Here is a 23,401-nt window from a genome sequence, read left to right on the forward strand (position 1 = left end):
GCCACGTCGCTGCGACTCGTCGTCAGCGTGCGATGACGCGCCGGCCTGCGGGGCGGAGCGCCTGACGGAGCGCCTGACGCGTGCTGCGGGGGAGAGCGAGCAGCGTGAGGACGGGGGTCGGGGCCTGCGACCGGACGAGCGTGCGGGCGAGCCGTCGTCGGCTGCGCCCCAGTACGACGCCGTCACGCCGGGACGCCGCGGGCGGGACCAGGGAGCCCGCGCGCCGCGCGTCAGCGAGCTGGCGGACGAGCGCCGGGAGCTCGCTCGGCGACATGTGGAGGTAGTTGTCGTCGAGCCACGCCTGGTCGGGGACGCCGAAGCGTCCGGCTGCGAGGTCGTCGAGCGTGCCGAGGCAGCCCGAGCCGAGAAACACCGCGTTGAGCATGCGCTCGTTGACCCCGAAGTCCTCGAGGACGAGCGTCGGGACGCCGGCAGCGAGCGACTCGAGCGCCGCGGTCGAGGACACCGTGACGAGCGCGGACCCCGGGACGAGCTGGTCCGAGAGTGGCCCGGTCGCAACCCGCAGCGCGCCCTGCGGGACGCTGCCCGACGCGACGAGGTCCGCGAGCAGCGCGTCGAACGGCAGGTCCTCGTGGTGCGTCTGCGCCTCGCCCGCGAGACCGCGGACCTTGACGACGATGTCGACGCCGGGCCGTGCCGCGGCGAGACGCGCGAGCGCCTCCAGGATCTGCACGCGGTGGGGGCGTGTCACCGGCATCTTCGCCTGCGGGGCAAAGACCACGCGCGACAGCGGAGCCCCCTGGGTGGCGGCGGTAGCCCTGTGGGTGGCGGCCGGAGCCGCGCGGAGGCTTGCGGAGTCGTGGCCGGGTGCACCGCACGTGGTCGCGGTACGCGAGGCGTCGCGCGGCGCTGCGTCATGCGGCATTGCGTCGAGCGGTTCACTGTCGGGCGGAACCTGCGTCCTCGGCGTGACCACGTGCGGTGCAGGCAGGAACGGCAGCGGGGCGAGGGCGACGGATAGGTCGAGCCCGAGAACGTCGGCGACCGCGGCGAACTCACGCCGCTCGCGTTGGGAGTGGACGACGAACGCGTCCTGGCCGGCGCGGAACCTGAGCGCCCGCAGCGTGGCCGGGTACGACATCCCGGGCAGGCCGCCGACGAGCGCGGGCCTACGACTCCTGGGGGCGGCGGCGCCTGAGGCGCGGGCACGCTCCGTCCCCGTCGTCGGGCGGAGACCGGCATCGGGTTCGACGGCGCGATCGGCGGCGGAGCCCGTTGTGGCACGGGTGGGGCGACGTCGCCCGGCGCGTGCATCGGCGCGCTCGACGATCCGGACGACGAGCTCGGCGACCGGCCCGGTCGCCGAGAGCAGCACGACGTCAGGATCCGTCATCCGCAGGTGCGCGCGCAGCGCGCGCGGGGTGAGCACGGGGACGTCGACGCGCGCGAACGGCGTCCCCGCGACCGCGGCGGCGCGCTGGTCCGGCGACGGCAGGATCGGGGACCGCAGGAGCACGAGCTCGAGCACCCCGACGTCCGTGAGCGTCGCGAGCGTCGCTGCACCCCACTTGAGGTACGAGTCGGAGTCGGCGACAGCGAGGATCCGCACCGGGCGTGCGACGGGCGGTCGGGTGTTGCTGGCGGTCATGCAGGCCGAGCCTCCGTGGGTGTGGGTGTGGGTGTGGGTGTGGGTGTGGGTGTGGGTGTGGGTATGGGTATGGGTGCGGGTGACGTCTCCGGGACCGGTGCGTCGGGCTGGGTCGAGCCTGCGCAGGCGTGCGCCGGGACCTGCGCGACGGCGCGGGCGAGCAGCGCCCGCGGCACGTCGAGGTGCGCACGGAGCGACGTAGAGGCGCGAGCGGTCCACCAGTGGTCCGGGACTGCCTGCGCGTCGATCATGACGCCGTCCGTGGCGAGGGCGGCGCCGACGGTGAGGAGAACCGACGTCGGCAGGGACACGACCCGTCGCACCCCGCCGACGTCCCGGCCAGCGCCGTGCAGACCCACGCCGTGCAGTCCCACGCCACGCAGTCCCGCCCCCTGCAGGCGCAGCTCGGCGGGCAGCGGGACGGTGTCGACGCTCACGCCGCGGCTCGCGAGCCCTGCGAGCCGCGCCGTGGGCTCGCGACGGTGCGCGAGGTACCGCACTGTCGATCGGTCGTAGAGGGCGTCGTCGACGGTCCGTGCCAGCCAGGCCTCGTAGGCGCCTACGTCGACGAGCCCGTCGTCCGCGAGGGCCGAGCCGAGCACGACGACGTCCTCGGTGACGGATGACCCCACGTCGAGCGTCCGCACGTGATCGAGCGTGTGCCGGACGACGGTGACACCCTCGCGCGCGAGGGCGATGACGTCGTTGTCCGGGAGGGGGAGGCAGGTGCGCAGTGTGAGGCGGCCTGCCCGTGCGTGACGGAGGAAGGTCGCGGTCGCAGCAGCGGCGAGCGCCCTGCGTCGGGCGGTGGCGGGGACGTGCGCGCGGACGAGAGGAGCGCGGCCGAGCAGCGCGTCGACGACGAGCAGGGTTGCGGTGCCGTCGTCCAGCACGAGGACGTCGGAACGGTGCCGCGATGCGAGCAGGTGGGTCTGCGCGACGCCGGAGAGGGCGTCGCCGAGCACGAGGGGAGCGCGCCGCGCGCCGCCGGGGCCTGGCCAGGACCCCGAGGCGCGCACGTCGAGGCGGAGCCGTGCGGCGACGTGCGGCGTGAGCGCGTGGAGGGTCGCGCTCGCGGCCTCGGTCCGGACGACGACGGTCGCGGCGCCGACGTCTCCCGCGAGCAGCGCGTCCACCAGCCCCAGAACCTGCAACGGCGACTCGACGATCGCGACGGCCGTCATGCGCCGCTCCGGTCGGGGCCACGCGCCCGCAGCCGCTGGAGCGCCAGCTGGAGCCGGTACGGTCGCCGCGGCGGGTCGTCGGTGATCCTCGGACTGGCGACGACGTGCTCAGGTCGTGTCGGTCCCGGGCGGCCGAGACCCGCTGCGGTGCGGCCGCCCGACGACGCCCCGGGCACAGCTGCATGCTCGTGCTCGGACACCAGCTCGAGGTCAGCGGCGTGCTCGAGGTCGGCGCCCGTGCCCGTCGCCCCGAGGAGCCCGAGACGCTCGAGCCGCCGCTTCCGGATCCACCGTCGCCATGCCGGCCGGCCCTCGGCATCCGTGCCCTGCTCGGCGCGCAGCAGCGCGATCGTGGCCGGCCGGAGGTGCGGCACCCGGTCGGGATGCATGACGTACATGACCGCCTCGAGCAGCAGCACGACCTCGGACGCCGAGGGGTCTGCGCCAGGTGAGAGCAGCCTGTCCGTCACCGTGAGGCCGGTGCGGGCGGGGTGGTGGTACGGCGTGAGCGCGTCGAGCACGTCGGCCGTCCCGACCGCGCGCACGTCGTGCGCGCCGAGGGCGAGCGCCGTGACGAGGGCGGTCGACGCGGTGCCGACGACGAGCCGTGGCGCGTCCCGGACGACGACGACCTCGGCGGGGACGTCGTCGTCCAGGAACGTCACCTCGACGCCCGCGGCTCGCAGCGTACAGGCCGTGCGACGGACCTGGTCCGGCGTGGACCGCGGATGGACGACGAGCACGGCCCGTCCGAGTCCCGCCCCGCGCACCTCGTCGGCCACGAGCCCCGCGAGCCTGTCGGCAAGGGCGGCAGGATCATGACCCGTCGGCGCGCCTGCAGAGTCGCCGTCGTGGAGGCCCAGGTCCGCGGGAGCATCGACGAGCACGAGCGCCGCGTCGTGGTGCGCGGAGGGACGTCCGGGGGCGTCGAGGCGCACGACCTCCGCGACGACGTCGACGAGCCGCCGCACCGGCACGACGACGGTGCGTGTGCCGTGCTCGTCGAGAGAGTGCGGTCGCAGGCCCGGCAGCAGCTCGGGTGCGACGAGCGAGTCGATCCGCTCCGGCAGCCCGTCACGCAGCCGTCGGCGTGCGGGGGCCCAGGCGTCGAGTCGGTCGGCGAGCAGGACGAGGCGGGCGTGCGGGAAGACGCGCGCGAGCGCCCGCCCGGGACCGTGCGCCGGGTCGGCGAGCACGAGGTCGACCCTCCCGTCCGTCAGCAGCCAGCGTTCGCGGAGGAACCTCTCCCAGACCGGTTGCTCGTCGCGCCGCGGCACGAACGACTCCGGACGCAGCGGTGCGATCGTCGCTGTCCAGCTGACGACGCGCGCCCCGCGCCGCGTGAGCGCGGCGAGCGCGACCGACGTCGCGAGCTCGGGTCCCGTCTCCGGGACGGGCACGGTGTCGGCGAGGACGACGACGCGTCCGTGCGGTGCGGGCGGCAGGGCGCCGTGGTCGATCGCGGCGGCAATCAGCAGCATCTGGCGCGGCGAGGTGACGAGGAGCAGCTGCGTCAACGGGGGCTCCGGGAGGTGGACGGTGTGCGGGCCGGCGCGAGGCCGGGCGTCGGGTCTGCGGGGTCGCCGAGCAGCAGCGCACGGCGGCGGGGCGAGAGGTCGCGCAGCGTCGGGCCGACGACCTCTGGTGGCGCGATCGCGAGCGTCACGTCGACGCCGTCGCGCAGCTCGTCCGCGAGCAGGCTGTGCGCGTGCGCGTCGGACGCGTCGCCGAGGAGGTCCGCCTCGAGGCGTGCCTCCTCGAAGCGGGCGAGGTGGTGGCACGCCATCGCGAGCAGCTGCCGGACCGCCTTCGCCCAGTGCTGCGCGTGCGCAGGGTCGCGGCGCACGAGGAGGAAGATCTCGCGGTACGCGTGGACCACGTCGAGCTGGCGACGGTCGAGGACGCGCGTGAGCGACGTCGGCGTCCCGCGACGGTAGAACGCCCCGAGGCCGTCGACCACAGCCCACGTCCGCGCGTGCAGGTGCATGCGCCAGATCCACGCCCGGTCCTCCGCGGTGTGCAGCCCCGCGACGAACCCGAGCAGCCCCTCGTCGTGCAGGCGGGCGTCGTAGAGACCGAAGGGCACGAAGGGGTAGTCGACGGGTGTCGTGAGGTGCGCAGGGCCGATGCCCTCGCGCGGGTCGAGGACGAGGCCGCGCCGGTGCTCGGGCACGGCCCGCACCGACCTCGTCCCGTGGAGGTCGCGCACGTGGTCGCACCGGACGAAGTCCACGCCGAGCCGTTCGAGCGCGTCGCTGAGGTGCTGCAGGTGACCGCGCGCGAACCAGTCGTCGGGATCGAGGAATGCGACGTGCCGGCCGCGCGCGAGGGCGAGCCCGGCGTTGCGGGCGTTCGCGACGCCTGTCGGCATGTCGTTGCGCACGAGCTCGAGCCGCGCGAAGCGCCCCGACATGGCCTCGACGAGGTCGCCCGTGCCGTCGACCGAGCCGTCGTCGACGACGACGACCTCGAGCTCGCGCGGGTCGTCGAGCTGACGCGTGAGACTGAGCAGGGCCGCCTCGACGTGCTCGGCCTGGTCCCGCGCCGGGACGACGACGCTCACGCGCGGTCGTCCCGACGCGGGCAGGTGGGCTGCCATGCTCAGGCGTCGACCCGGCGCAGGCGGGAGAGCGGCGCGAGCTCGCCCGGGAAGACGCGCTTGATGCCGTCGCCCATGGCCTGCTCGACGATGCGGATGTCGCGCACGAGGTTCTTGAAGCCGGTCGGCTCGAGCGAGGAGGCCTGGTCGGAGCCCCACATCGTGCGGTCGAGCGTGATGTGACGCTCGACCGTCACGGCGCCGAGGGCGACGGCCGCGACCGAGATCTGCAGTCCGCGCTCGTGGCCCGAGTAGCCGACGGGCACGCCGTAGCGCTCGCTGAGCGTCGCGATCGTGCGGAGGTTCGCCTCCTCGGGCGGCAGCGGGTACGTCGACGTCGCGTGCATGAGGACGAGGTTCGACGTGCCGAGGGTCTCGACCGCCGTGTCGATCTGCTCGATCGTCGACATGCCGGTGGAGAGGATGATCGACTTGCCCGTCGCTGCGAGAGCGCGCAGCAGCTCGAGGTCCGTGACCGACGCGGACGCGACCTTGTGCGTGACGACGCCGAGGTCCTCGAGGAACGCGACCGACGGGACGTCCCACGGCGAGGCGAACCAGTGCAGGCCGCGGTCGGCCGCGTGCTGCGCGATCTTCTCGTACGAGCCGCGGTCGAGCTCGACGCGGAAGCGGTAGTCGAGGTAGGTCATCTCGCCCCACGGGGTCGAGCGGATCTGATCGCGCTGCGCGGCCGGCGTGCAGATCTCCGGAGTGCGCTTCTGGAACTTCACCGCGTTCGCGCCGGCCTCGGCGGCGACGTCGATGAGCTGCTTGGCGATCTCGACGTCACCGTTGTGGTTGATGCCGATCTCACCGATGACGTAGACGGGGTGGCCCGCGCCGACGAGCTGCTCGCCGATCGCGACGGGGGATGCGGGCGTGGTGCTGAGGGGGTGCGTGGTCATGGCTGACTCCTGAGTGCGGTGCTGAGGGCGGGGCTGGTGGGGGTGGTGGCGCTGGACGCGGTGCCGGACTCGGCGACGTGCCCCGACGGGGTGGTGCGGGTCGGGACGAAGGCGGGTCGGACGAGGGCGGGTCGGGCGAGGGTGGGGCGGGCGAGCGGCTCGAGGAGGGCCGCATGCTCGTCACGCGCCGCGAGGACGAGGTCGCACAGCTCGCGCACCGCGCCCTGGCCGCCTGCGCGGGTGAGGACGTGCCGGGCCGCGGCCCGCACCTCCGGGTGCGCGTCGGCCACCGCGACGGGCCAGCCGACGAGCGACATCGGTGCGAGGTCGTTGACGTCGTTGCCGACGTACGCGACGCGCGCCGGGTCGAGGTCGTGGGCAGCGAGCCACGCGAGCAGCTCGCCGGCCTTGTCGTCGGTGCCGTGGACGACGTCGACGCCGAGCTTGCGACCGCGCGCCGCGACGACGCGGTCCGTCTCGGTCGACAGGATGAGGAACGGCACGCCCGCCCGCCGGACGCGTGCCACGCCGAGCCCGTCGCCGCGGTGCACGCGCACGTGCTCGGTGCCGTTGGCCGTCACGGTGGCGTGGTCGTCCGTGTGGACGCCGTCGAAGTCGGTCGCGACCGCGTCGACGTCGATGTGCGGGGCCGACGACGGGTCGAGCAGGTGGGCCGCGACGGCTCGCGCGTGGGCGAGGTCTGCGGGCGTGTCGATCTCCATCGACGTGAGCCCCCGCACCTCGTGGAGCGAGATGCGTCCGAAGAAGCGGTTGCGGTGCGCCCGCAGGCCCGTCGTGCGCATCGCGTAGAACGCGCCCGTCTCGCGCAGCTGCGGCGGCAGATCCTGCCGTCGCGCGCGGTGCGAGGCGTCGTGCCCGACGGGTGACGCGGCGCCGTCCCGGTCGTGCGTCCACCGGAAGCTGTGGTCCTCGGTGGCCGAGAGCACGACGTCCGCAGCGCCGTCGGCGACGCGGTGCACGGCGACCGCGAGGTCGAGCGGGTCGACGAACGGGCTCGTCGCCTGGAGCAGCACCGTGACCGGAGGAAGCTCCTCCGCGTGAGCGTCGAGCTGCTCGAGCACGTGGAGGACGACGCCCTCCGAGCCGGCCGTGTCCGTCGCGAGATCGGCGGGACGCCGCACGACGCGCGCGCCGTGGCGAGCGGCCTCGATCGCGATGTCCTCGTCGTCGGTCGACACGACGACCGGGCCGACGCCCGCGCCGAGCGCCGAGCGCACAGCTCGGGCGACGAGGCTCCGGCCCGCGACGCGCTCGAGGTTCTTTCGCGGGATGCCGCGCGACCCGCCACGGGCCGGGATGACGACGACCGCGAGCGGCACGCCGCCCTGGCGGAGGTCGGGGCGTGGGTCGGGCCGCCGGTCGACGCGCTGCCGGATGCTGTCGTGCCCGACGCTGTGCCCGTCGGGACCTGGTGAGTTGACTGTCACGTCGGCGACGCTAGGGGCGTCGGATGTCGGGACGGTGAGGCGAGGGTGACGGTGCGACGGCGGTCAGGGGACCGCGCGGCACCAGGTTGACCAGGGACGACGGACGCCTGAACCGTTCTCGAACGTTCGGCGGACAGGATGCTCGGACGTGCCGTGCGGCGTGCTCGGAGACCTACGGTGCGACCGTGAACCCCGCTCTTCCAGCGCCCGCTCTCCCTGGCGACACCGACCCGGCGCCTACGGGCCCTGGACCCGCAGCCCTGGCGCCCACGGACCTCGACCGGGTGCCCTCCGGCGACGCTCCGGTGCCCGAGAGCCCTGCACGACGTCCGCGTGACCCGTGGGCCGACAACGCGCGTCTCGTCGCCGCGACACTCATCGTCGTCATGCATCTTCTCGAGCCGGTCCTCGCTCGCTCCGAGAGCGCGACCGCCCTCTACTGGGCGACGTGGCCGCTGCGCGTGCCGCTGTTCGTGCTCGTCGCCGGGTACTTCTCCGACGCCAGGCCGCTCGACGACCGCAGGACCGTCACCCTGCTGCGCAACGTCCTCGGTGTCTATCTCGTGTGGGACGCGATCGCGTTCCTGCGCCGGGGGATCGTCGACGACCTGTGGCGGTACGAGCCGACCTACCCCGCGTTCGGCATGTGGTTCCTGCTCGCCCTCTTCTGGTGGCGGCTCTCGTTGCCGCTGCTCGCCCGCGTGCGCGGGGCGGGCGTGCTCGTGTGCCTGCTCGCGCTCGGGGCCGGGTTCATGCCGCAGCTCGGTCAGGCGATGGCGGGCTCGCGGACGTTCGTGTACCTGCCGTTGTTCTGGCTCGGCTGGTGGCTGCGGCAGCGCGGTGCGCGGGACCTTCTCGGCACGACGCGTGCACGTCTCGTCGGGGCGGGGCTGCTCGCCGTGTCGGTCCTCGGGATGCTTGCGCTGTCCCAGCGTCACGGGCGCGGGACCCTGAGGTTCGCCGGCGCCTACGCGGGCGGCTGGGAGCATCAGGTCGGCGAGGCTGGGCTGCGCGGGCTCGTGCTCGCTCTCGGGGTCCTCGGTGCGCTGGGTGCGCTCGCGCTCGTCCCGACGACGAGGATGCGCTGGTGGACGACGCTCGGTGCCGGGTCGATGACCGTGTACGTCGTCCACCCGCTGCTCGTGCAGCATGCGAAGAGCCTCGGCCTGTTCGACGCCGTGCACCGGCCGGTCGACCTCGTCGGGCTCGCCGTCCTCGGTGTCGTGCTGAGCATGGTGCTCGCGAGCCCGGCCGTGCGCGGCGTCCTCAGACCTCTCGTGCAGCCGCGTGGCACCTGGTGGGTCGCGAAGCCGCCGGGCGCTGAACGTTAGCTGCGCGTGCTCCAGCGCCAGGCGTCGTCCGACGTGCCGAAGGACCGAGCGCCACGAATGCCTCGGTCCCGGCCCCAGACGGGCGCGGCGGGTTCGGCGTCGTCGGGCTCGTCGGTTGTCGTCGTCGAGGCGAGCCCCGCGACGAGAGCGACGAGCTCGAGGTCGTCTGGCGCGCCTCGGACGACGCGGACCCCAGGGATGTCGTTGGTCACGATGCTCACGTCCTCGGCTCTCAGTCCTCGTCGTCGTCGATGTCGAGCTCGCGGCTCACGGACCAGCCGTCGACCTGGTAGCCCGCGCCCTCGAGCGCGCTCGTCACCTGGTCCGCGGCGTCCTCGACGATCTCGAGCGCGTGCGCGAGCGGATCGTCGCCCGACATGAGCGGCCCGGGGCTCACCGTGAGCGTGAGCTCGACGAGCGTCCCGTGCTCGGCGTCGTCGACGAGGTCGACGTCGTCCGACTCCCACGTCTCGGTCGTGTGGCCCGAGACGAGCCCGAGCTCGGTCTCGAACGCCTCGGAGACTGCCGCGTTGAGCCGGCCGATCTCGTCCTCGGCAGCCTCGATGCGCGGGTCGTCCTCGACGGTCGCCGCGTCGAACTCGGCGCGGGCGCCGACCGCAAGGTCGACGTACCGGTGGAGCGCCGCAGTGAGCGCGTCGACGTGGGCATGCAGGGCCGCCGGGTCGACGACGAGCGGGGCCAGATGCTTCGGGTCGACGTCGTCGAGAGCGTCGTCGAGCTCAGCGTCCAGCTCGGCCTCGAGGTCGTCCGCCAGCTCGGCGTCGAGCTCGTCGTCAAGATCCTCGCCGTCACGATCCTCGTCGCCAGCCGCCGAGCCGCCGCGCGCCGCACGAGGGTCGACCGCGAACGTGCCGTCGGACAGCGCGCCACCGTCGAACGCGCCCGCGAACGGGTCGGGACCGGAACCGTCGGGAACTGGCGTGCCGTCCGCGTCGCGGTCGTCGGGCCGCGGAGTCTGAGGGGATGCGCCATCGATGCTCACAGGGGGATGTTCCCATGCTTCTTGGCGGGGAGGGAGGCGCGCTTGGTGCGAAGCGCCCGCAGGGCGCGCACGATCTGCACGCGCGTCGTCGACGGCTCGATGACGTCGTCGACGTAGCCGCGCGCGGCCGCGTCCCACGGGTTGACGATCGCGTCCTCGTACTCGTCGGTGAGGCGCTGGCGCTCGGCCTCGACGTCGCCGCCGGCCTCCGCGACCTTCTTGAGGGCGCCGCGCTGGAGGATGTTCACAGCGCCGCCCGAGCCCATGACGGCGATCTGGGCGGTCGGCCACGCGAGGTTGACGTCTGCGCCGAGCTGCTTGGAACCCATGACGATGTACGCGCCGCCGTAGGCCTTGCGCGTGATGACGGTGACGAGCGGGACCGTGGCCTCCGCGTACGCGAAGATGAGCTTCGCGCCGCGACGGATGATGCCGTCCCACTCCTGGTCGGTGCCCGGCAGGAAGCCCGGCACGTCGACGAACGTGAGGACGGGGATGTTGAACGCGTCGCACGTCCGGACGAATCGCGCGGCCTTCTCGGCCGCAGCGATGTCGAGCGTGCCGGCCATCTGCATGGGCTGGTTGGCGACGATGCCGACCGCGCGGCCCTCGACCCGGCCGAAGCCGACGAGGACGTTGGGTGCGAACATCGGCTGGACCTCGAGCAGATCGCCGTCGTCGAGGACGTGCTCGACGACCGTGCGCATGTCGTACGGCTGGTTGTCCGAGTCGGGGATGAGCGTGTCGAGCTCGAGGTCCTCGTCCGTCGTCCCGAGGTCCGCATCCTCCGCGAACGACGGGGCGTCCGAGAGGTTGTTCTGCGGGAGGAAACCGACGAGGTGGCGGACGTAGTCGATCGCGTCGTCCTCGTCGGCTCCCATGAAGTGCGCGACGCCGGAACGCTCGTTGTGCGTGCGCGCGCCGCCGAGCTCCTCGAAGCCGACGTCCTCGCCCGTGACGGACCGGATGACGTCCGGGCCCGTGATGAACATGTTCGACGTGCCGTCCGCCATGACGATGAAGTCCGTGAGTGCGGGGGAGTAGACGGCGCCGCCGGCCGACGGGCCGAGGATGAGCGAGATCTGCGGGACGACGCCCGACGCCGCGACGTTGCGTCGGAAGATCTCCGCGAACTGCGTGAGCGCCGCGACGCCCTCCTGGATGCGCGCGCCGCCGCCGTCGGAGATGCCGATGATCGGCACGCCCGTGCGCAGCGCGAGGTCCTGGACCTTCGTGATCTTCTGGCCGTGGACCTCGCCGAGGGACCCGCCGAACGTGGTGAAGTCCTGCGAGTAGATGCAGACCTGGCGGCCGTCGATCGTGCCGTGCCCGACGACGACGCCGTCGCCCGCGATCTTGCGCTTGTCGAGGCCGAAGTTCGTCGAACGGTGGGTCGCGAAGGCGTCGAGCTCGATGAAGCTGCCCTCGTCGAGCAGCGCCTCGATGCGCTCGCGGGCAGTCTTCTTGCCGCGCGGGTGCTGCTTCTCGCGGGCGACGGCCTCGTGGTCGTCGATCGCGGCGTGCCGGCGGGCGCGGAGGTCGTCGAGCTTGGCGGCGGTACGGGAGGTCTCGGTCACTCTTCCGAGGGTAGGGCGAACGGCGCCCGGCGGAGCCGTACGTCTCATGCGAGTTGCGGTGCGGGAGTTGTCGGGAGTCGACAAAGGCCGGTCGCGCGGCGGTGTCGTGGGAGGTTCTCCGTCCATGGTTGATGTCGACGATGCACAAGCGAGGCGGTCTCGAGGACGCGAGGGCACGGCCGTTGGCGCGTCACCCTGTCTTGGCGCATCACCTGTCTCGGTAGGTCACCCCGTCTTGGTGCGTCCCCACCTCCTGGTGCGTCACCTCGTCCTGGCGCGGGGCTCGGGGGCTGCGGTCGGGGCGTCGTAGGACCCGGGCTCGTCGAAGTGCCAGCCGCCGCGCCATGTCATCGCGACCCGGCGCCGGTCGACGTGCTGGTGGTGGAACCAGCACAGCAGCGCGGCATTGTCGGTCGCGGTCGGACCGCCGTCGGCCCAGTGGACGCGAGCGTGGTGGACCTCGGAGATCTGCGGGGGAGCGTCGCACCCGGTCCACGCCCACGTGCGGTCGCGGGCGATGACGGCCTTGCGCCGGGCGCCCGTGAACGTGCGTTGCGCGCGTCCCACGTCGAGGACCTCGGAGTCGGGCCCGAAGACGACGCGCGTGACGGTGCAGTCGGCCGCGATGCGTTCGAGGACCTGGCGCGGGACGGGTCCGGTGCCGTCGAGCCACGTCGGGCCGGGGCTGCAGAGCTCGGACCGCACGTCCTCTGCGCTCGGCGGCACGCTTGTGGTTCTGCGAGACATCGCCGACCGACTGCCGAACCCGGTGCCGCCGTGCGGACCTGTGCGCTGCGCGAGCGCCTCGAAGTCCTTCCACGGTACGAGCACGGTGACGTGCGGTCGCACCGATGCGCCGGTGCCGAGGCCGCCGTCGTCGAGCAGGCGGCGCGCGAGCCCGGCGAGGGCGATCGCGCGTCGCTGCGTCGGCCGGAGACCGTCGTGCGCTGACGGCACGCCGACGATCGCGGCGAGTGCCGTCGAGAGCTCCTGCCCGTGCTCCTCGGTGAGGAATCCGGCGACGTGGTAGCCACCGGTCGTGCGGGACAGGTCGAGGTGCTCGCGGTCCTGCGCGAGCCGATAGCCGCGCTCGTCGGACTCCGGGTCGGCGACGTGCGCGAAGCGACGTGCCGCGGAGCCGAGGTCCCGCAGGTCGAAGCGCTCCGCGAGGCCGAGCATCACCTGCTCGCCGGTGACGACCTGTCGGGGGCACGAGCAGAGTCCCGTGTCCGCGGTGCAGCCCGGCGCGTGGAGCCGGTCCTCGAGAGAGGTCAAGCGATCGCTCGCGGTCTCACCGGCGGCGGGAACGTCGGCCGCTCCCGCGTCGTCGGTCGCTCCTGCGTCGCTGTGCGTTCCAACGTCGCAGCCTTCGCCCGCGTCGCTGCCGCGATCCTCGCCGGGACCCGGGTCCGTGACGTCGACCGTCCCGCCGACCTGTGCGTGGAGCGTGGCGAGCGCGTCCCTCCGGGAGTCGGACGTCGGGAGGGTGCGCGCGAGCACATCGACCTGCGGTGCCGAGAGCCTCCCGGCCCGCGCCGCACGGAGCGTCGCAGGCAGGTCGTCCCGGAGCCGCGCCGCGGCGAGGACCTCGCGCCGGGCGACGGGCAGCCCGCGCCGTTCCTTCCAGGCGACCCAGTGCGCGAACGACCTGAAAGTGTCCGCCCTCCACGCGCCCTCGGCCTCGACCCGCCCGAGCCAGCCCAGCCGCTGCGCGTGGAGCCGGTCGAGGAGAGCGACAGTGCGCGCGGATGCCTCGGCCGCGAGGGTCCCCGGTGCGGCGGCGGGGTCCTGGGTGCACACGAGGTCGACGAGCGACTCGATCGACGTGAGGAGCCCGAGGAGATCGGTGGGCGCGGGAGCGGCGGTCCTCGGCCAGGCCGCAGGGACCAGCTCGATCACGGTGGCGCGGCGTTCACCGGTGTCGTTGCTGGCGTCGTCGCCGTCGGTCATTCCGTCACCGCCTCGTCTGTTCCACCACGTCACGTTCGTCGCGATCTGCTCGCGCCCAGGTTCTCGATGCCGTTCCGGCGACCCGAGCAGGTGCGAGACCCGCACCGGGCCGGAGCGACCCTTCCACGATATCGAACGGTCGTTCGATGATGCGAGCGGTGGACGTGCCTCTCACCCCGCGCTCACCCGCCGCGTTCGCACCCGCCGGCATGCCGGCGCCACGACCGGACCCGCGCTCGCCGCGCAACGACTGGAATCTGCGCTCGTTGCACCCGTGTGCGCCCGTGGTCACGTCGTCCCATGCCTCGCGCCCGTGTGCCTCCGCCCGTGAAGGTGCGCAAAGATGGGCGCATGACCTCCGACGCACCCCGTGAGCCGCTCGACGCGCAGCTGCTGCGCGACCTGCTGCGCGCTCCGGTCGGGGTCCTCCAGCGGGTCGACGTACGTCCCGAGGTCACGTCGACGAACACGGTCCTCGTCACCGAGGCGCGCGACACCCCGCACGCGTGGCCCACGCCGTCGCTGCTCGTCGCCGACCATCAGACCGCCGGCCGCGGCCGTCTCGACCGCGCGTGGCAGACGCCCCCGCACACGGCGCTCACGGCGTCGACCGTCATCGCCCCCGGGACCCCGCGCGAGACCTGGGGGTGGCTCCCGCTGCTCGCCGGGCTCGCGGCGGCGCGCTCGCTGCGCAGCATGACGGCGCTCGATGTCCGCACGAAGTGGCCCAACGACCTGCTCGTGCCCGCGCCCGACGGCGCAGACCTCCTGGGCTGGGGCCCGTGGCGCAAGGTGGGTGGCATCCTTGCGGAGGTCGTCGACGACGAGCGTGTCGTCGTCGGGCTGGGCATCAACGTCGACCAGCGCCCCGACGAGCTCCCGGTCGCCTCGGCGTCGTCGCTCGCCGCGCACGGCGTGTCGCAGCGCCGCGAGATGCTCGTCGCAGGCCTCGAGACGTCGTTCGTCGAGCTGCTCACGATCTGGCGGGAGCATGCGGGCGACGCGGTCGCGGCGGGACTCGCGGAGGAGGTCACGGCGCTGTGCGTGTCGATCGGCACGGACGTCCGCGTGACGGCCGCGGGCGGCCGCGAGCTGCGCGGGACGACGGTCGGGCTCGACGCCGACGGCGCGCTGCTCGTGCGCACGACGACCGGCGACGTCGAACGGATCATCAGCGGCGACGTGCAGCACCTGCGCGTCATCGGGGCCGAGCAGGACTGACGCCCTAGGATGGCCGACGTGTCGCACGAGTGGTCCGAGGAGGTCGAACGCGTCGTCGCGGGCCTGCTCGGCGGCGAGCGTTCGTCGACCCTGCCCGGGCTCGCCGCGGAGGCGGGGCTCGACGAGGCGTGGGTCGCCCGATACTGGCAGCTCATGGGGCTGCCGCCGTCGAGCGAGGACGCGCGCGAGTACACGCACGAGGACGCCGAGGCGCTCGCGGAGCTACACGACCTCGCCGAGCGCGAGAACCTCGACGCGCGCACGCTCGCGTCGCTCGTGAGATCCGTCGGGCATTCGACAGAACGCCTCTCGTGGTGGCACTTCGAAGCGCTCGTCGACCACGAGGTGCGCCAGCAGGGGCTTCTCGACCCGGACGCGCGCCGCGCGGTCATCCGGTCGATGGACAGGCTGGCGCCCGTGCTCGAGCGTCAGCTCGTCCACGCGTGGCGGCGGCAGACGACGGCTCTCGTCACGCGCATGGCGCAGGAGTTCGGGGATGCGGCGCAGGACACGGCGTCGATCCGCTCGGGGCGCGACCTTCCGCTGCCGCGCGCCGTGGGCTTCGCGGACATCGTCTCGTTCACGCGCATGACGGCGACGATGGCGCCCGACGACTTCGCGAACTTCATCCAGGCGTTCGAGACGCGCGCCCGCGACATCGTCACGGCGAACGGCGGCCGCGTCGTCAAGACGATCGGCGACGCTCTCCTGTTCATCGCGGACGACGTCGTCACGGGTGCGCGCGTCGCTCTCGGGCTCGCGAAGGCGACCGAGGACGAGCTCGGCGTCGAGGGCATCGCGGGCCGGCCGGTACGTGTGAGCCTCGTGTGGGGGCGCGTGCTCGCACGTTTCGGTGATGTCTTCGGACCGTCGGTCAACCTCGCGTCGCGGCTCACGGACCAGGCGCAGCCGTCGACGGTCCTGCTCGACGAGGTGACGGCACACCGGCTCGCGTCGAACCCGAACTTTGCGCTCACTGCGCTCGAGCCTCGCGAGGTGCCGGGGCTCGGCACGCTCACGCCGGTGCGCCTGGACTTCGCGCGCGACTGACGTTGCGCCACCCTGTGCGGCGGGCCCGCCGCTACGCGTGCGGGCAGACCCCGCCGCTGCACGTGCGGGCTGAACCCGCTGGACGTGCGGGCTGAACCTGCTGGACGTGCCACCAGCGCCCGACGGTGTCGGGGCGAAAGGTCAGCTCTCGAGGTCGATGAGCCCTGCGTCGTCCTCGCTCACGCGGTTGACCCGTGACGACACGGGGTGCCATGCGAGCTCGGGCGCGTCGGAGAGGGCGAGGTCGAGTGCCTCGCGGCCGTCGGCCGACGGGTCGAGCCAGCCGTCGAGGGTTGCGGGCGTGAGCATGACGGGCGTGCGGTCGTGGATCTCGGCGAGCTCGCCGGCGGCGGCGCGCGTGAGGATCGTGCACGTGACGAGCCAGCGGTCCGGGTCGTCGTCGGGGAGGTCCTTGTCGCGCCAGAACTCGTAGAGCCCGGCGAGGGCGGCGACCGAGCCGTCGGCGGGGTGGATGTAGTACGGCTGCTTGGCGGGGCGTGGTCCGTCGCCGAGCTTGCGCCACTCGTAGTAGCCGTCGGCCGGCACGACGGCCCTGCGGGATGCCGCGGCGCGCTTGAACGACGGCTTCTCGAGGAGCGTCTCGGAGCGGGCGTTGAGGAGGCGGGCGCCGCCGCTCGCGTCGCGAGCCCACGACGGGACGAGGCCCCAGCGTGCGGCGCGGAGCTGGCGCACGGGCGGGGCATCGGGGGTCTCGCGCGGGGCGCGCTCGACGATCATGCGGACGTGCTGGGTGGGCGCGACGTTCCACGAGGCGTGCCATTCGCGCAGCTCGTCGTCGACGGGCAGCGTGGGGTCGATCATGAAGGCGTCGAGGAGGTCCTGGGTCTGCCGGGCCGAGGCGAAGCGTCCGCACATGGGTCCACTGTGGCACGGGCCACGGACATCGACCCGGGCGCGGCGCGATCGAAACGTTATGATCCTGGGGTGTCACAACCGGCCTCACCGCAGTACCGTCCCGGCCCCAAGTACGTCCTCCTCCTCGGCTCGCTCGCTGCCGTCCCCGCGATCACGACCGACATCTACCTCCCGTCGCTCCCGACCGTCGGCGCCGAGCTCGGCGCGACCGCGGCCGCCGCGCAGCTGACGATCTCCGGGATGCTCGTCGGTGGCGCCGTCGGGCAGCTGCTCATCGGGCCCATGTCGGACCGCTTCGGTCGCCGCCTGCCCGTCCTCGTCGGGCTCGTCGGGCACGTCCTCACGTCGCTCCTGTGCATGGTCGCGCCGAACATCACGGCGCTCATCGCGCTGCGCGTCCTCCAGGGCTTCTTCAACGCGGCCGCGTCCGTCGTCGCGATCGCCGTGATCCGCGACCGGTTCGTCGGCTCGGACGCCGCACGCCTGCTGTCGCGGCTCATGCTCGTCATCGGCGTTGCACCGCTGTTCGCACCCGCGGTGGGCGGCGCGATCGCGGCGGCCTGGACGTGGCGCGGCGTGTTCGGCGTCCTCGCGGGGCTGGGCGTCGCGCTCGCGATCCTCGTGTGGCGGTTCATGCCCGAGACCCTGCCGGCCGACCGTCGGCGCATCGCCGGCCCGCGCGGCGTCGCGCGCGGCTACCTCGAGCTGCTGCGCGACCGTCGGTTCATGGCCCTCGCGCTCATCCCGGGCATGGCGCAGGCCGTCATCATGAGCTACGTCGTCGGCTCGACGTACGTCTTCCAGCGCGAGCACGGGCTCGACGGCCACCAGTTTGCGCTGCTCTTCGCGATCAACGGCATCGCGCTCGTGGGCGGCGCGCAGGTCAACGCGTACCTCGTCAAGCGGGTCGCGCCGCTGCGGGTGCTGCGGGTCGCGATCGTCGTCCAGGCGATCCTCGGGCTCGTGCTCGTCGCGGTGACGGCCAGCGGGCTCGGCGGGCTGGCGCTCATGTGCGTCATGCTCTGGCTCATGCTCTCGATGCAGGGGCTCGTGCCCGGCAACGCGAGCGTGCTCGCGCTCAACGACTACGGCCACATGGCGGGGACGGCGGCGGCGTTCCTCGGCGCGATGCAGGCCGCGCTCGGAGGTCTCGTCGCCCCGATCGTCGGCTTCACCGGCGGCACCGGGGTGTCGATGGTGGCGGTGATGACGGGGTCGGTCCTCGTGGGTCTCACGGTGCTCGCGGTCGCCACTCCTGCGTACCGGCGCGAGGGAGCGTGGGGCGCGGCCTGAGCTCTCCCGACGACGCGCTGCCCTGAACGTCCCCGACGGCGGGGTGCGGCGGCTGGCATGCTGACCCCATGCGCGTGACAGCCAAGATCGACTATGCCGTGCGTGGGTGCCTCGAGCTCGCCGCGCACAGGGCCGACGGCCTCCTCAAGGCCGACCAGATCGCGGCTGCCCAGCAGATCCCGGGGGCGTTCATGCTCTCGATCCTTGGCGACCTGCGGGCCGCGGGGATCGTCGAGTCGCGGCGGGGAGCGGACGGCGGGTACCGGCTCGCGCTCGACCCGGCGGACGTCGCGATCGCGGACGTCATCCGGGCGATCGACGGGCCGCTCGCGAGCATCGCGGGCGTGCAGCCGGAGGACGTCGACTACCGGGGCGCATCCGAGCACCTGCGGGACGCGTGGGTCGCGCTGCGGGTCGCGATGCGTTCGGTCCTCGAGGCGACGACGTTGGCCGACGTCGTCGCGGGGAACCTTCCCGAGGTGGCGCGCGAGCTGCTGTCGCACGACGACGCCTATGTGACGCGTCCGCTGCCGGGGGCGTAAGGCTCGTGCGGTGCGGTGCGGTGCGGTGCGGTGCGGTGCGGTGCGGTGCCGTGCCGTGCGGACCACGACGGCGACGCTGAGCGCGACGGGAATGCGCTGCGCGCATGCTGGACAGGATCCGACGACAAAGGGTGAGTCCGGGGTGAGTTAGGGCTGGCCTCGGGGTGACAGGGCTTCGTGTTCCACACGTCGAGACACAGTCCAAGGGGTGAGCAGCCTCGCGTCGTTGCAGGTCGGCGCCGCGCAGAAGCAGACAGAGTCCGTCCTGTCCACAGGGGGCCGTCCTGGCGGTTATCCACATTCGGCGGGCGAAGTCCGAATCGTTCACCTAGTGTCGGCGGCGTTCTGACCGTTCGACCCGGAGGTGGACGTGGACGCCGTGGCGATCCTCGAGTCCGAGGTGCGAGAGCTCGTGCGCGCCCGCGGCATCGACCCCGTCCGCGACAGGACCGCGTTCGACGGCCTCCTCGACGCCGCTCGCGAGGACTACGAGCAGCGTGCGGGCCGCGGCTCGGTGCCGCCGCTGCTCGACCTCGCGCGTGCCGAGCGCGCGGTCCGCGACGCAGTCGCAGGCCTCGGCCCGCTCCAGCGCTACCTCGACGACCCCGAGATCGAGGAGATCTGGGTGAACTCGCCCAGCCGCGTCTTCGTGGCGCGCGGCGGGGAGACGGAACTCACCCCGACGGTCCTCACGTCCGGGCAGGTTGCCGACCTCGTCGAGCGCATGCTCGAGCCGACGGGTCGGCGTCTCGACATCTCGAGCCCCTTCGTCGACGCCGCGCTCCCGGGAGGCGAGCGACTGCACGTCGTCATCCCTGACGTCACGCGGGAGTGGACCCTCAACATCCGCAAGTTCGTCGCGCGCGCCCGCAGCCTCGGTGACCTCGTAGCCCTCGGCACCCTCACACCCGCCGCCGCACGCTTTCTCGACGCGTGCGTGCGTGCCGGTCTCAACATCCTCGTCGCCGGCGCCACGCACGCGGGCAAGACGACCCTCGTCAACGCGCTCGGCGGGGCGGTGCCCGCGCACGAACGCGTCATCGTGTGTGAAGAGGTCTTCGAGCTGAGGTTGCCCGGGCGCGACGTCGTCGCGATGCAGTGCCGCCAGCCGAGCCTCGAGGGCACGGGTGAGATCCCGCTGCGCAGGCTCGTCAAGGAGGCGCTGCGCATGCGGCCCGACAGGATCGTCGTCGGAGAGGTCCGTGAGGCCGAGGCGTTCGACCTGCTCATCGCGCTCTCCTCGGGCATCCCTGGCATGTGCACCATCCACGCCGGCTCGGCACGCGAGGCCGTCGCGAAGATGTGCACGCTGCCCCTGCTTGCCGGCGAGAACGTCACGGCCGGCTTCGTCGTGCCATCCGTCGCGACCGCCCTCGACGTCGTCGTCCACGTCGCCCGCGACGCCGGCGGTGCGCGACGTGTTCGTGAGATCGCCCTCGTCACGGGACGTGTCGAGGGTGGCGTCGTCGAGCTCGCCGAGATGTACCGCACCGACGGCACGACGCTCGTCCGAGGGGCGGGGCATCCCGTGACCACTGAGCCCTTCGCGGGCGCCGGTATCGACATCGCGCACATCCTCCGGACGGAGGGCTGACTTGGACGTCGTGGTGGGTCTCGCCCTCGGCTGCGGGCTGCTGCTCGTGTGGACCGCGTGCTGGGAGGCTCCCGCACCCCGGAGACGCTCGGGCCTGCTCGGGCGGCTCGCGGACGACCTCGCGGGGGCCGGGCTGCCGGGGACGAGCCCCTCTGGGCTCGTCGTGCTCTCGGCGGTCCTCGGGGTCCTCGTGATCGTCGGTGCGAGCGCCGCGACCGGCGCCGTTCCGCTCGGCGTGTGCTTCGGTCTCATCGCGGCGACCCTGCCGACAGCGGTCGTGCGGGCCCGTGCCGCGTCACGCGCCAAGGAGATGCGTGAGGTCTGGCCGGAGGTCGTCGACCACCTCGTCTCGGGCGTGCGTGCCGGGCTCTCCTTGCCCGAGGCGCTCGCGCAGCTCGCTCACCGCGGTCCGGTCGACTTGCGCGAGCAGTTCGCGCGCTTCGCCGCCGACCACCGAGCGTCGGGCAGGTTCGACGAGAGTCTCGACGACCTCAAGGCACGGCTCGCCGACCCGGTCGCCGACCGCCTCGTCGAGTCGCTCCGCATCACCCGGCAGGTAGGCGGAACCGACCTGGGCAGGCTCCTGCGGACGCTCGCGACTTTCCTCCGCGAGGACAACAGAACTCGGGGAGAGCTCGAGGCTCGCCAGGGATGGACCGTCGCAGGTGCGCGCCTCGCTGTCGCCGCGCCGTGGGTCATGCTCGCCCTCCTCGCGACACGCCCCGGGACCGCCGAGGCCTACGCGACCCCTGCGGGCGCGCTCGTGCTCGCCGTCGGCGGCCTCGTGTGCGTCGGGGCGTACGGGGCGATGGTCCGGCTCGGGCGGCTCCCGGTCGACAGGAGGGTGCTGCGATGACGGCCCCGGACCTCGTCGGAGCATGGGCGGGCCTCGGGCTCGGTCTCGGCCTCCTGTGTCTCCGCGCCCACGCGCGCGCACGGCGCGTGACGTTCGAGCAGCGGCTCGCCCCCTACGTCCCGCGGCCCGGCCTCGGATCCGGCCTGCACCCGGGCGACCGTCCGCACCTCACCGGGGTGCTCGGCCACGCGCTCGGCAAGCCGCTGAGGAGCTTCACGCTCGCGGTCGTCAGGATCCTCGGGGGGAGCGAGGAGCTTGCCCGGCGGCTACGGCGTGCCGGCGACCCGCGCAGCGTCGAGCAGGTCCGGGCGAGCCAGGTCCTCGGGGCCTGCGCGGGTCTGGCGCTCGGTCTCGTCGTCGCCGTGCCCGCGGGCGCGCTCGGGACGTTTCCCGTGCCCGCTGCTGTCGTCCTCGTCCTGCTGGCCGGCCTCTGCGGCGGCATCCTGCCCGACGTGCGACTCGGGACCGCGGTCAAGCAGCGCGAGGAAGCCATGCTCCTCGAGTTCCCGACGATCGCTGAGGTGCTCGCGCTCGCGGTCGCGGCGGGGGAGAGCCCCCACGCGGCGCTCCAGCGCATCGCCCGCATCGCCGACGGCGAGCTCGTCCGCGAGCTGCGCCTCGCCCTCGCCGACATCCACGCCGGCGCCAACCTCTCCGACGCGCTCGACAGGCTCGCCGAACGCACCGGTGTCCCTGCGCTCGGCAGGTTCGCCGAGGGCATCGCGGTCGCGGTCGAGCGGGGGACGCCCGTCGCCGAGGTCCTGCGCGCCCAGGCCCAGGACGTCCGCGCGGACGGGCACCGACGCCTCCTCGAGATCGGCGGGCGCAAGGAGGTCGCGATGCTCGTGCCCGTCGTCTTCCTCGTCCTGCCCATCACGATCGTCTTCGCCCTCTACCCGACTGCCGTCGTGCTCGTCAGCGGCCTGTGACCGCACCCACCACCACCAGGACCCACGTCCGCCACATCCCGGAGGAACTTCCATGACACCGCACCTCGAGACCCGACCGTCGACCCGCACGAACGACACTCGCCCCGCCGCACCTGACGCAGCCTTCCCCGGTGCGGCGTCGCACCGAGCCGTGGCGGCGCGCCCCGGTCTCCTGGCGCGCCTCCACGCGCGCTGGCTCGAGGTGACGGCCGACGGCTCGGACAGGGGCGACGTGCCCGGATGGGTCCTCGTGACGATGATGACTGGTGGCTGCGCTCGCCCTCGCGCTCGTGCCGGTTGCGCGTGACGTTCGTGAGTGTGGTCTGGGTGCTACCTGCGGGTGGGGTTATGCGGGCGCGGAGATAAGCGACGTCGCCTCTACGCGAGCGGCTCGCATGCCTCGGCGGGGACCCATGCGTGCCAGGTGCCCCAGGTGGGGTCGTGCTGCTCGACGCAGAGCATGCCGTGGGCGCGGGCGGTGACGTCGAGCTCGAGGGTGACGGTGTCGCCGGCGTAGGTGGGCGCTGTGACCAGGGCGCGGCGCGGGCGCTCGTAGGCGGTCTGCGGTCCGTCGACGGGGTGGGTGACGAGGAGTGCGGAGTAGTCGCGGCCGCGCTTGTCGAGGTGCATGGGTCCAGTGTGCGGTGTCGTCGCTTCCCGCTCGAGTAGGTTCTAGCCAACCAACGCACGGCCGATGATCGGTCGGCCAGTGAAGGGACACTGCATGGACGACGCGAAGGTCTCACGCGAGGACCTATATCGAGATGCCCATCGAGGCCTGCGCGCGCTTGCACGACCGGGCGCGCTCGTCTCGAACAGTGCTGACGTCGACCTTCACGTAGTGATCGACGAACTCGAGAAGCTAGTGGAGTGGGCTATCGAAGCTGCCGACGCCGACTTCGGTCCGTCGATCGTGGTTGCGGCACCGTTCGACGACGCCCGTTGGGTTGATGGCGGCTACATCGAGACCGTCGACCTCGACAGGGGGACACTCGAGGAGCGTCCGGTAAAGGTCGATGCTCACTCGTGGCGTGACTCCGCGATGCAACGAGCTGCACGCGCCTACAGTCGCGCGGGTCAATATGACATGCAACCTGGCTCAGACGGCCTCTGGATTCTGCACATCGAGCCGGTCGAGGGCCATGATGAAAGCTGGACAGGCTCGCTTACGGGCTTCGTTGTGCTCTACGACCGAGACAGAGACGGGCGCTACGAGGCGCTCGCGCACGTATGGACGGCGAGTCAGTGCCAGCGACGTGGTGTGGGCACCCGACTCGTTCGTGAGGCGCTAGCGAACCACAAGATCGCCTATGTGGAAGGTCCTCTCTCGGAGGGCGGCCGCCGTCTGCTCCAGGTCGCAGCCCCAGACCTGCCCGTGAGTCCGTGAGGTTCGATCGCAACGCGATCCACCGGCTGACGGACTGGCCCGCGGGC

General features: G+C 73.0%; 22 protein-coding genes. 10 read left to right on the forward strand and 12 right to left on the reverse strand.

All coding sequences use genetic code 11. The features are described from left to right. Positions 1 to 22 precede the first annotated feature (22 nt). The 6 genes from G7063_RS04445 to G7063_RS04470 are packed head-to-tail and all read right to left on the reverse strand — an operon-like array spanning position 23 to position 7,745. A complete protein-coding gene (locus G7063_RS04445; protein WP_166413317.1) occupies positions 23 to 1,609 on the reverse strand; it encodes a DUF6716 putative glycosyltransferase in 1,587 nt (528 codons plus the stop codon). Further along, positions 1,606 to 2,793: a hypothetical protein gene (locus tag G7063_RS04450; protein ID WP_166412507.1), complete on the reverse strand. Its 1,188-nt coding sequence runs from the start codon at positions 2,791 to 2,793 to the stop codon at positions 1,606 to 1,608. Before G7063_RS04450 ends, G7063_RS04445 begins: the two co-directional genes overlap by 4 nt. After that, positions 2,790 to 4,310 carry a polysialyltransferase family glycosyltransferase gene (locus G7063_RS04455; protein ID WP_166413318.1) on the reverse strand — a complete coding sequence of 507 codons (1,521 nt, stop codon included), beginning with the start codon at positions 4,308 to 4,310 and terminating at the stop codon, positions 2,790 to 2,792. The genes G7063_RS04450 and G7063_RS04455 overlap by 4 nt, the downstream gene beginning before the upstream one ends. Further along, the gene (locus G7063_RS04460) at positions 4,307 to 5,356 is read right to left on the reverse strand and encodes a glycosyltransferase family 2 protein (protein ID WP_166413319.1); all 1,050 of its coding nucleotides are present in this window, start codon (positions 5,354 to 5,356) and stop codon (positions 4,307 to 4,309) included. Before G7063_RS04460 ends, G7063_RS04455 begins: the two co-directional genes overlap by 4 nt. A 38-nt stretch (positions 5,357 to 5,394) precedes the next feature. Further along, positions 5,395 to 6,297, reverse strand: a complete 903-nt coding sequence (locus G7063_RS04465; RefSeq protein ID WP_166413320.1) for an N-acetylneuraminate synthase family protein — start codon at positions 6,295 to 6,297, stop codon at positions 5,395 to 5,397. After that, positions 6,294 to 7,745 (reverse strand): acylneuraminate cytidylyltransferase, encoded by a 1,452-nt coding sequence (locus G7063_RS04470; protein WP_240916188.1) that lies wholly within the window; start codon positions 7,743 to 7,745, stop codon positions 6,294 to 6,296. Before G7063_RS04470 ends, G7063_RS04465 begins: the two co-directional genes overlap by 4 nt. 185 nt (positions 7,746 to 7,930) lie before the next feature. On the opposite strand from G7063_RS04470, the gene G7063_RS04475 reads away from it, so the two are divergent. Beyond that, on the forward strand, positions 7,931 to 9,076 hold the full coding sequence (locus G7063_RS04475; RefSeq protein ID WP_166413321.1) for an acyltransferase family protein: 1,146 nt from the start codon (positions 7,931 to 7,933) through the stop codon (positions 9,074 to 9,076). Here G7063_RS04475 and G7063_RS04480 read toward each other — a convergent pair. The 4 genes from G7063_RS04480 to G7063_RS04495 all read right to left on the reverse strand — a co-directional run bounded on the left by G7063_RS04480 (position 9,073) and on the right by G7063_RS04495 (position 13,606). Beyond that, complete coding sequence (locus G7063_RS04480) at positions 9,073 to 9,297, reverse strand: acyl-CoA carboxylase subunit epsilon (RefSeq protein ID WP_240916189.1); 225 nt, start codon at positions 9,295 to 9,297, stop codon at positions 9,073 to 9,075. The genes G7063_RS04475 and G7063_RS04480 overlap by 4 nt on opposite strands. Before the next feature lie 11 nt (positions 9,298 to 9,308). After that, a complete protein-coding gene (locus tag G7063_RS04485) occupies positions 9,309 to 10,079 on the reverse strand; it encodes a hypothetical protein (RefSeq protein ID WP_166413322.1) in 771 nt (256 codons plus the stop codon). Next, on the reverse strand, positions 10,076 to 11,704 hold the full coding sequence (locus tag G7063_RS04490; RefSeq protein ID WP_166413323.1) for an acyl-CoA carboxylase subunit beta: 1,629 nt from the start codon (positions 11,702 to 11,704) through the stop codon (positions 10,076 to 10,078). Before G7063_RS04490 ends, G7063_RS04485 begins: the two co-directional genes overlap by 4 nt. 213 nt (positions 11,705 to 11,917) lie before the next feature. Then, the gene (locus G7063_RS04495; RefSeq protein WP_166413324.1) at positions 11,918 to 13,606 is read right to left on the reverse strand and encodes an HNH endonuclease signature motif containing protein; all 1,689 of its coding nucleotides are present in this window, start codon (positions 13,604 to 13,606) and stop codon (positions 11,918 to 11,920) included. 351 nt (positions 13,607 to 13,957) lie between these two features. Here G7063_RS04495 and G7063_RS04500 point away from each other — a divergent pair, with 351 nt between their 5' ends. Continuing rightward, positions 13,958 to 14,827, forward strand: coding sequence for a biotin--[acetyl-CoA-carboxylase] ligase (locus tag G7063_RS04500; protein WP_166413325.1), 870 nt, complete (start codon positions 13,958 to 13,960; stop codon positions 14,825 to 14,827). Positions 14,828 to 14,836: 9 nt separating this feature from the next. Next, a complete protein-coding gene (locus G7063_RS04505) occupies positions 14,837 to 15,877 on the forward strand; it encodes an adenylate/guanylate cyclase domain-containing protein (RefSeq protein ID WP_166413326.1) in 1,041 nt (346 codons plus the stop codon). A gap of 141 nt (positions 15,878 to 16,018) precedes the next feature. Here the strand turns inward: G7063_RS04505 and G7063_RS04510 are convergent, their stop codons facing one another. Continuing rightward, a complete protein-coding gene (locus G7063_RS04510; RefSeq protein ID WP_166413327.1) occupies positions 16,019 to 16,753 on the reverse strand; it encodes an SOS response-associated peptidase in 735 nt (244 codons plus the stop codon). 69 nt (positions 16,754 to 16,822) lie between these two features. Here G7063_RS04510 and G7063_RS04515 point away from each other — a divergent pair, with 69 nt between their 5' ends. The 6 genes from G7063_RS04515 to G7063_RS04540 all read left to right on the forward strand — a co-directional run bounded on the left by G7063_RS04515 (position 16,823) and on the right by G7063_RS04540 (position 22,274). Further along, on the forward strand, positions 16,823 to 18,046 hold the full coding sequence (locus G7063_RS04515) for a multidrug effflux MFS transporter (protein WP_166413328.1): 1,224 nt from the start codon (positions 16,823 to 16,825) through the stop codon (positions 18,044 to 18,046). A gap of 68 nt (positions 18,047 to 18,114) precedes the next feature. Next, positions 18,115 to 18,588, forward strand: coding sequence for an Rrf2 family transcriptional regulator (locus G7063_RS04520; protein ID WP_166413329.1), 474 nt, complete (start codon positions 18,115 to 18,117; stop codon positions 18,586 to 18,588). 370 nt (positions 18,589 to 18,958) lie between these two features. Continuing rightward, the gene (locus G7063_RS04525; protein WP_166413330.1) at positions 18,959 to 20,182 is read left to right on the forward strand and encodes a CpaF family protein; all 1,224 of its coding nucleotides are present in this window, start codon (positions 18,959 to 18,961) and stop codon (positions 20,180 to 20,182) included. 10 nt (positions 20,183 to 20,192) lie between these two features. After that, a complete protein-coding gene (locus tag G7063_RS04530; RefSeq protein ID WP_370520742.1) occupies positions 20,193 to 21,038 on the forward strand; it encodes a type II secretion system F family protein in 846 nt (281 codons plus the stop codon). Next, positions 21,035 to 21,967, forward strand: a complete 933-nt coding sequence (locus G7063_RS04535) for a type II secretion system F family protein (protein ID WP_166413332.1) — start codon at positions 21,035 to 21,037, stop codon at positions 21,965 to 21,967. Before G7063_RS04530 ends, G7063_RS04535 begins: the two co-directional genes overlap by 4 nt. A 52-nt stretch (positions 21,968 to 22,019) precedes the next feature. Beyond that, positions 22,020 to 22,274: a hypothetical protein gene (locus tag G7063_RS04540; protein ID WP_166413333.1), complete on the forward strand. Its 255-nt coding sequence runs from the start codon at positions 22,020 to 22,022 to the stop codon at positions 22,272 to 22,274. A gap of 71 nt (positions 22,275 to 22,345) precedes the next feature. On the opposite strand, the gene G7063_RS04545 is transcribed toward G7063_RS04540, so the two are convergent. After that, a complete protein-coding gene (locus G7063_RS04545) occupies positions 22,346 to 22,597 on the reverse strand; it encodes a hypothetical protein (RefSeq protein ID WP_166413334.1) in 252 nt (83 codons plus the stop codon). A 94-nt stretch (positions 22,598 to 22,691) separates the two neighbouring features. Here G7063_RS04545 and G7063_RS04550 point away from each other — a divergent pair, with 94 nt between their 5' ends. Next, positions 22,692 to 23,354 carry a GNAT family N-acetyltransferase gene (locus G7063_RS04550; protein ID WP_166413335.1) on the forward strand — a complete coding sequence of 221 codons (663 nt, stop codon included), beginning with the start codon at positions 22,692 to 22,694 and terminating at the stop codon, positions 23,352 to 23,354. Positions 23,355 to 23,401 lie beyond the last annotated feature (47 nt).

Origin of the sequence: Sanguibacter sp. HDW7 (assembly GCF_011300875.1) — a bacterium.
Lineage (GTDB): Bacteria > Actinomycetota > Actinomycetes > Actinomycetales > Cellulomonadaceae > Flavimobilis.

Bases quoted from the DNA above. Each gene is read 5' to 3' on its own strand.
- G7063_RS04535 (WP_166413332.1), top strand. From the start codon at position 21,035: ATGACGGCCCCGGACCTCGTCGGAGCATGGGCGGGCCTCGGGCTCGGT.
- G7063_RS04540 (WP_166413333.1), top strand. From the start codon at position 22,020: ATGACACCGCACCTCGAGACCCGACCGTCGACCCGCACGAACGACACT.
- G7063_RS04445 (WP_166413317.1), bottom strand. From the start codon at position 1,609: ATGACCGCCAGCAACACCCGACCGCCCGTCGCACGCCCGGTGCGGATC.
- G7063_RS04495 (WP_166413324.1), bottom strand. From the start codon at position 13,606: ATGACCGACGGCGACGACGCCAGCAACGACACCGGTGAACGCCGCGCC.
- G7063_RS04465 (WP_166413320.1), bottom strand. From the start codon at position 6,297: ATGACCACGCACCCCCTCAGCACCACGCCCGCATCCCCCGTCGCGATC.
- G7063_RS04545 (WP_166413334.1), bottom strand. From the start codon at position 22,597: ATGCACCTCGACAAGCGCGGCCGCGACTACTCCGCACTCCTCGTCACC.
- G7063_RS04510 (WP_166413327.1), bottom strand. From the start codon at position 16,753: ATGTGCGGACGCTTCGCCTCGGCCCGGCAGACCCAGGACCTCCTCGAC.
- G7063_RS04490 (WP_166413323.1), bottom strand. From the start codon at position 11,704: ATGAGACGTACGGCTCCGCCGGGCGCCGTTCGCCCTACCCTCGGAAGA.
- G7063_RS04520 (WP_166413329.1), top strand. From the start codon at position 18,115: ATGCGCGTGACAGCCAAGATCGACTATGCCGTGCGTGGGTGCCTCGAG.
- G7063_RS04550 (WP_166413335.1), top strand. From the start codon at position 22,692: ATGGACGACGCGAAGGTCTCACGCGAGGACCTATATCGAGATGCCCAT.
- G7063_RS04450 (WP_166412507.1), bottom strand. From the start codon at position 2,793: ATGACGGCCGTCGCGATCGTCGAGTCGCCGTTGCAGGTTCTGGGGCTG.
- G7063_RS04505 (WP_166413326.1), top strand. From the start codon at position 14,837: ATGGCCGACGTGTCGCACGAGTGGTCCGAGGAGGTCGAACGCGTCGTC.
- G7063_RS04500 (WP_166413325.1), top strand. From the start codon at position 13,958: ATGACCTCCGACGCACCCCGTGAGCCGCTCGACGCGCAGCTGCTGCGC.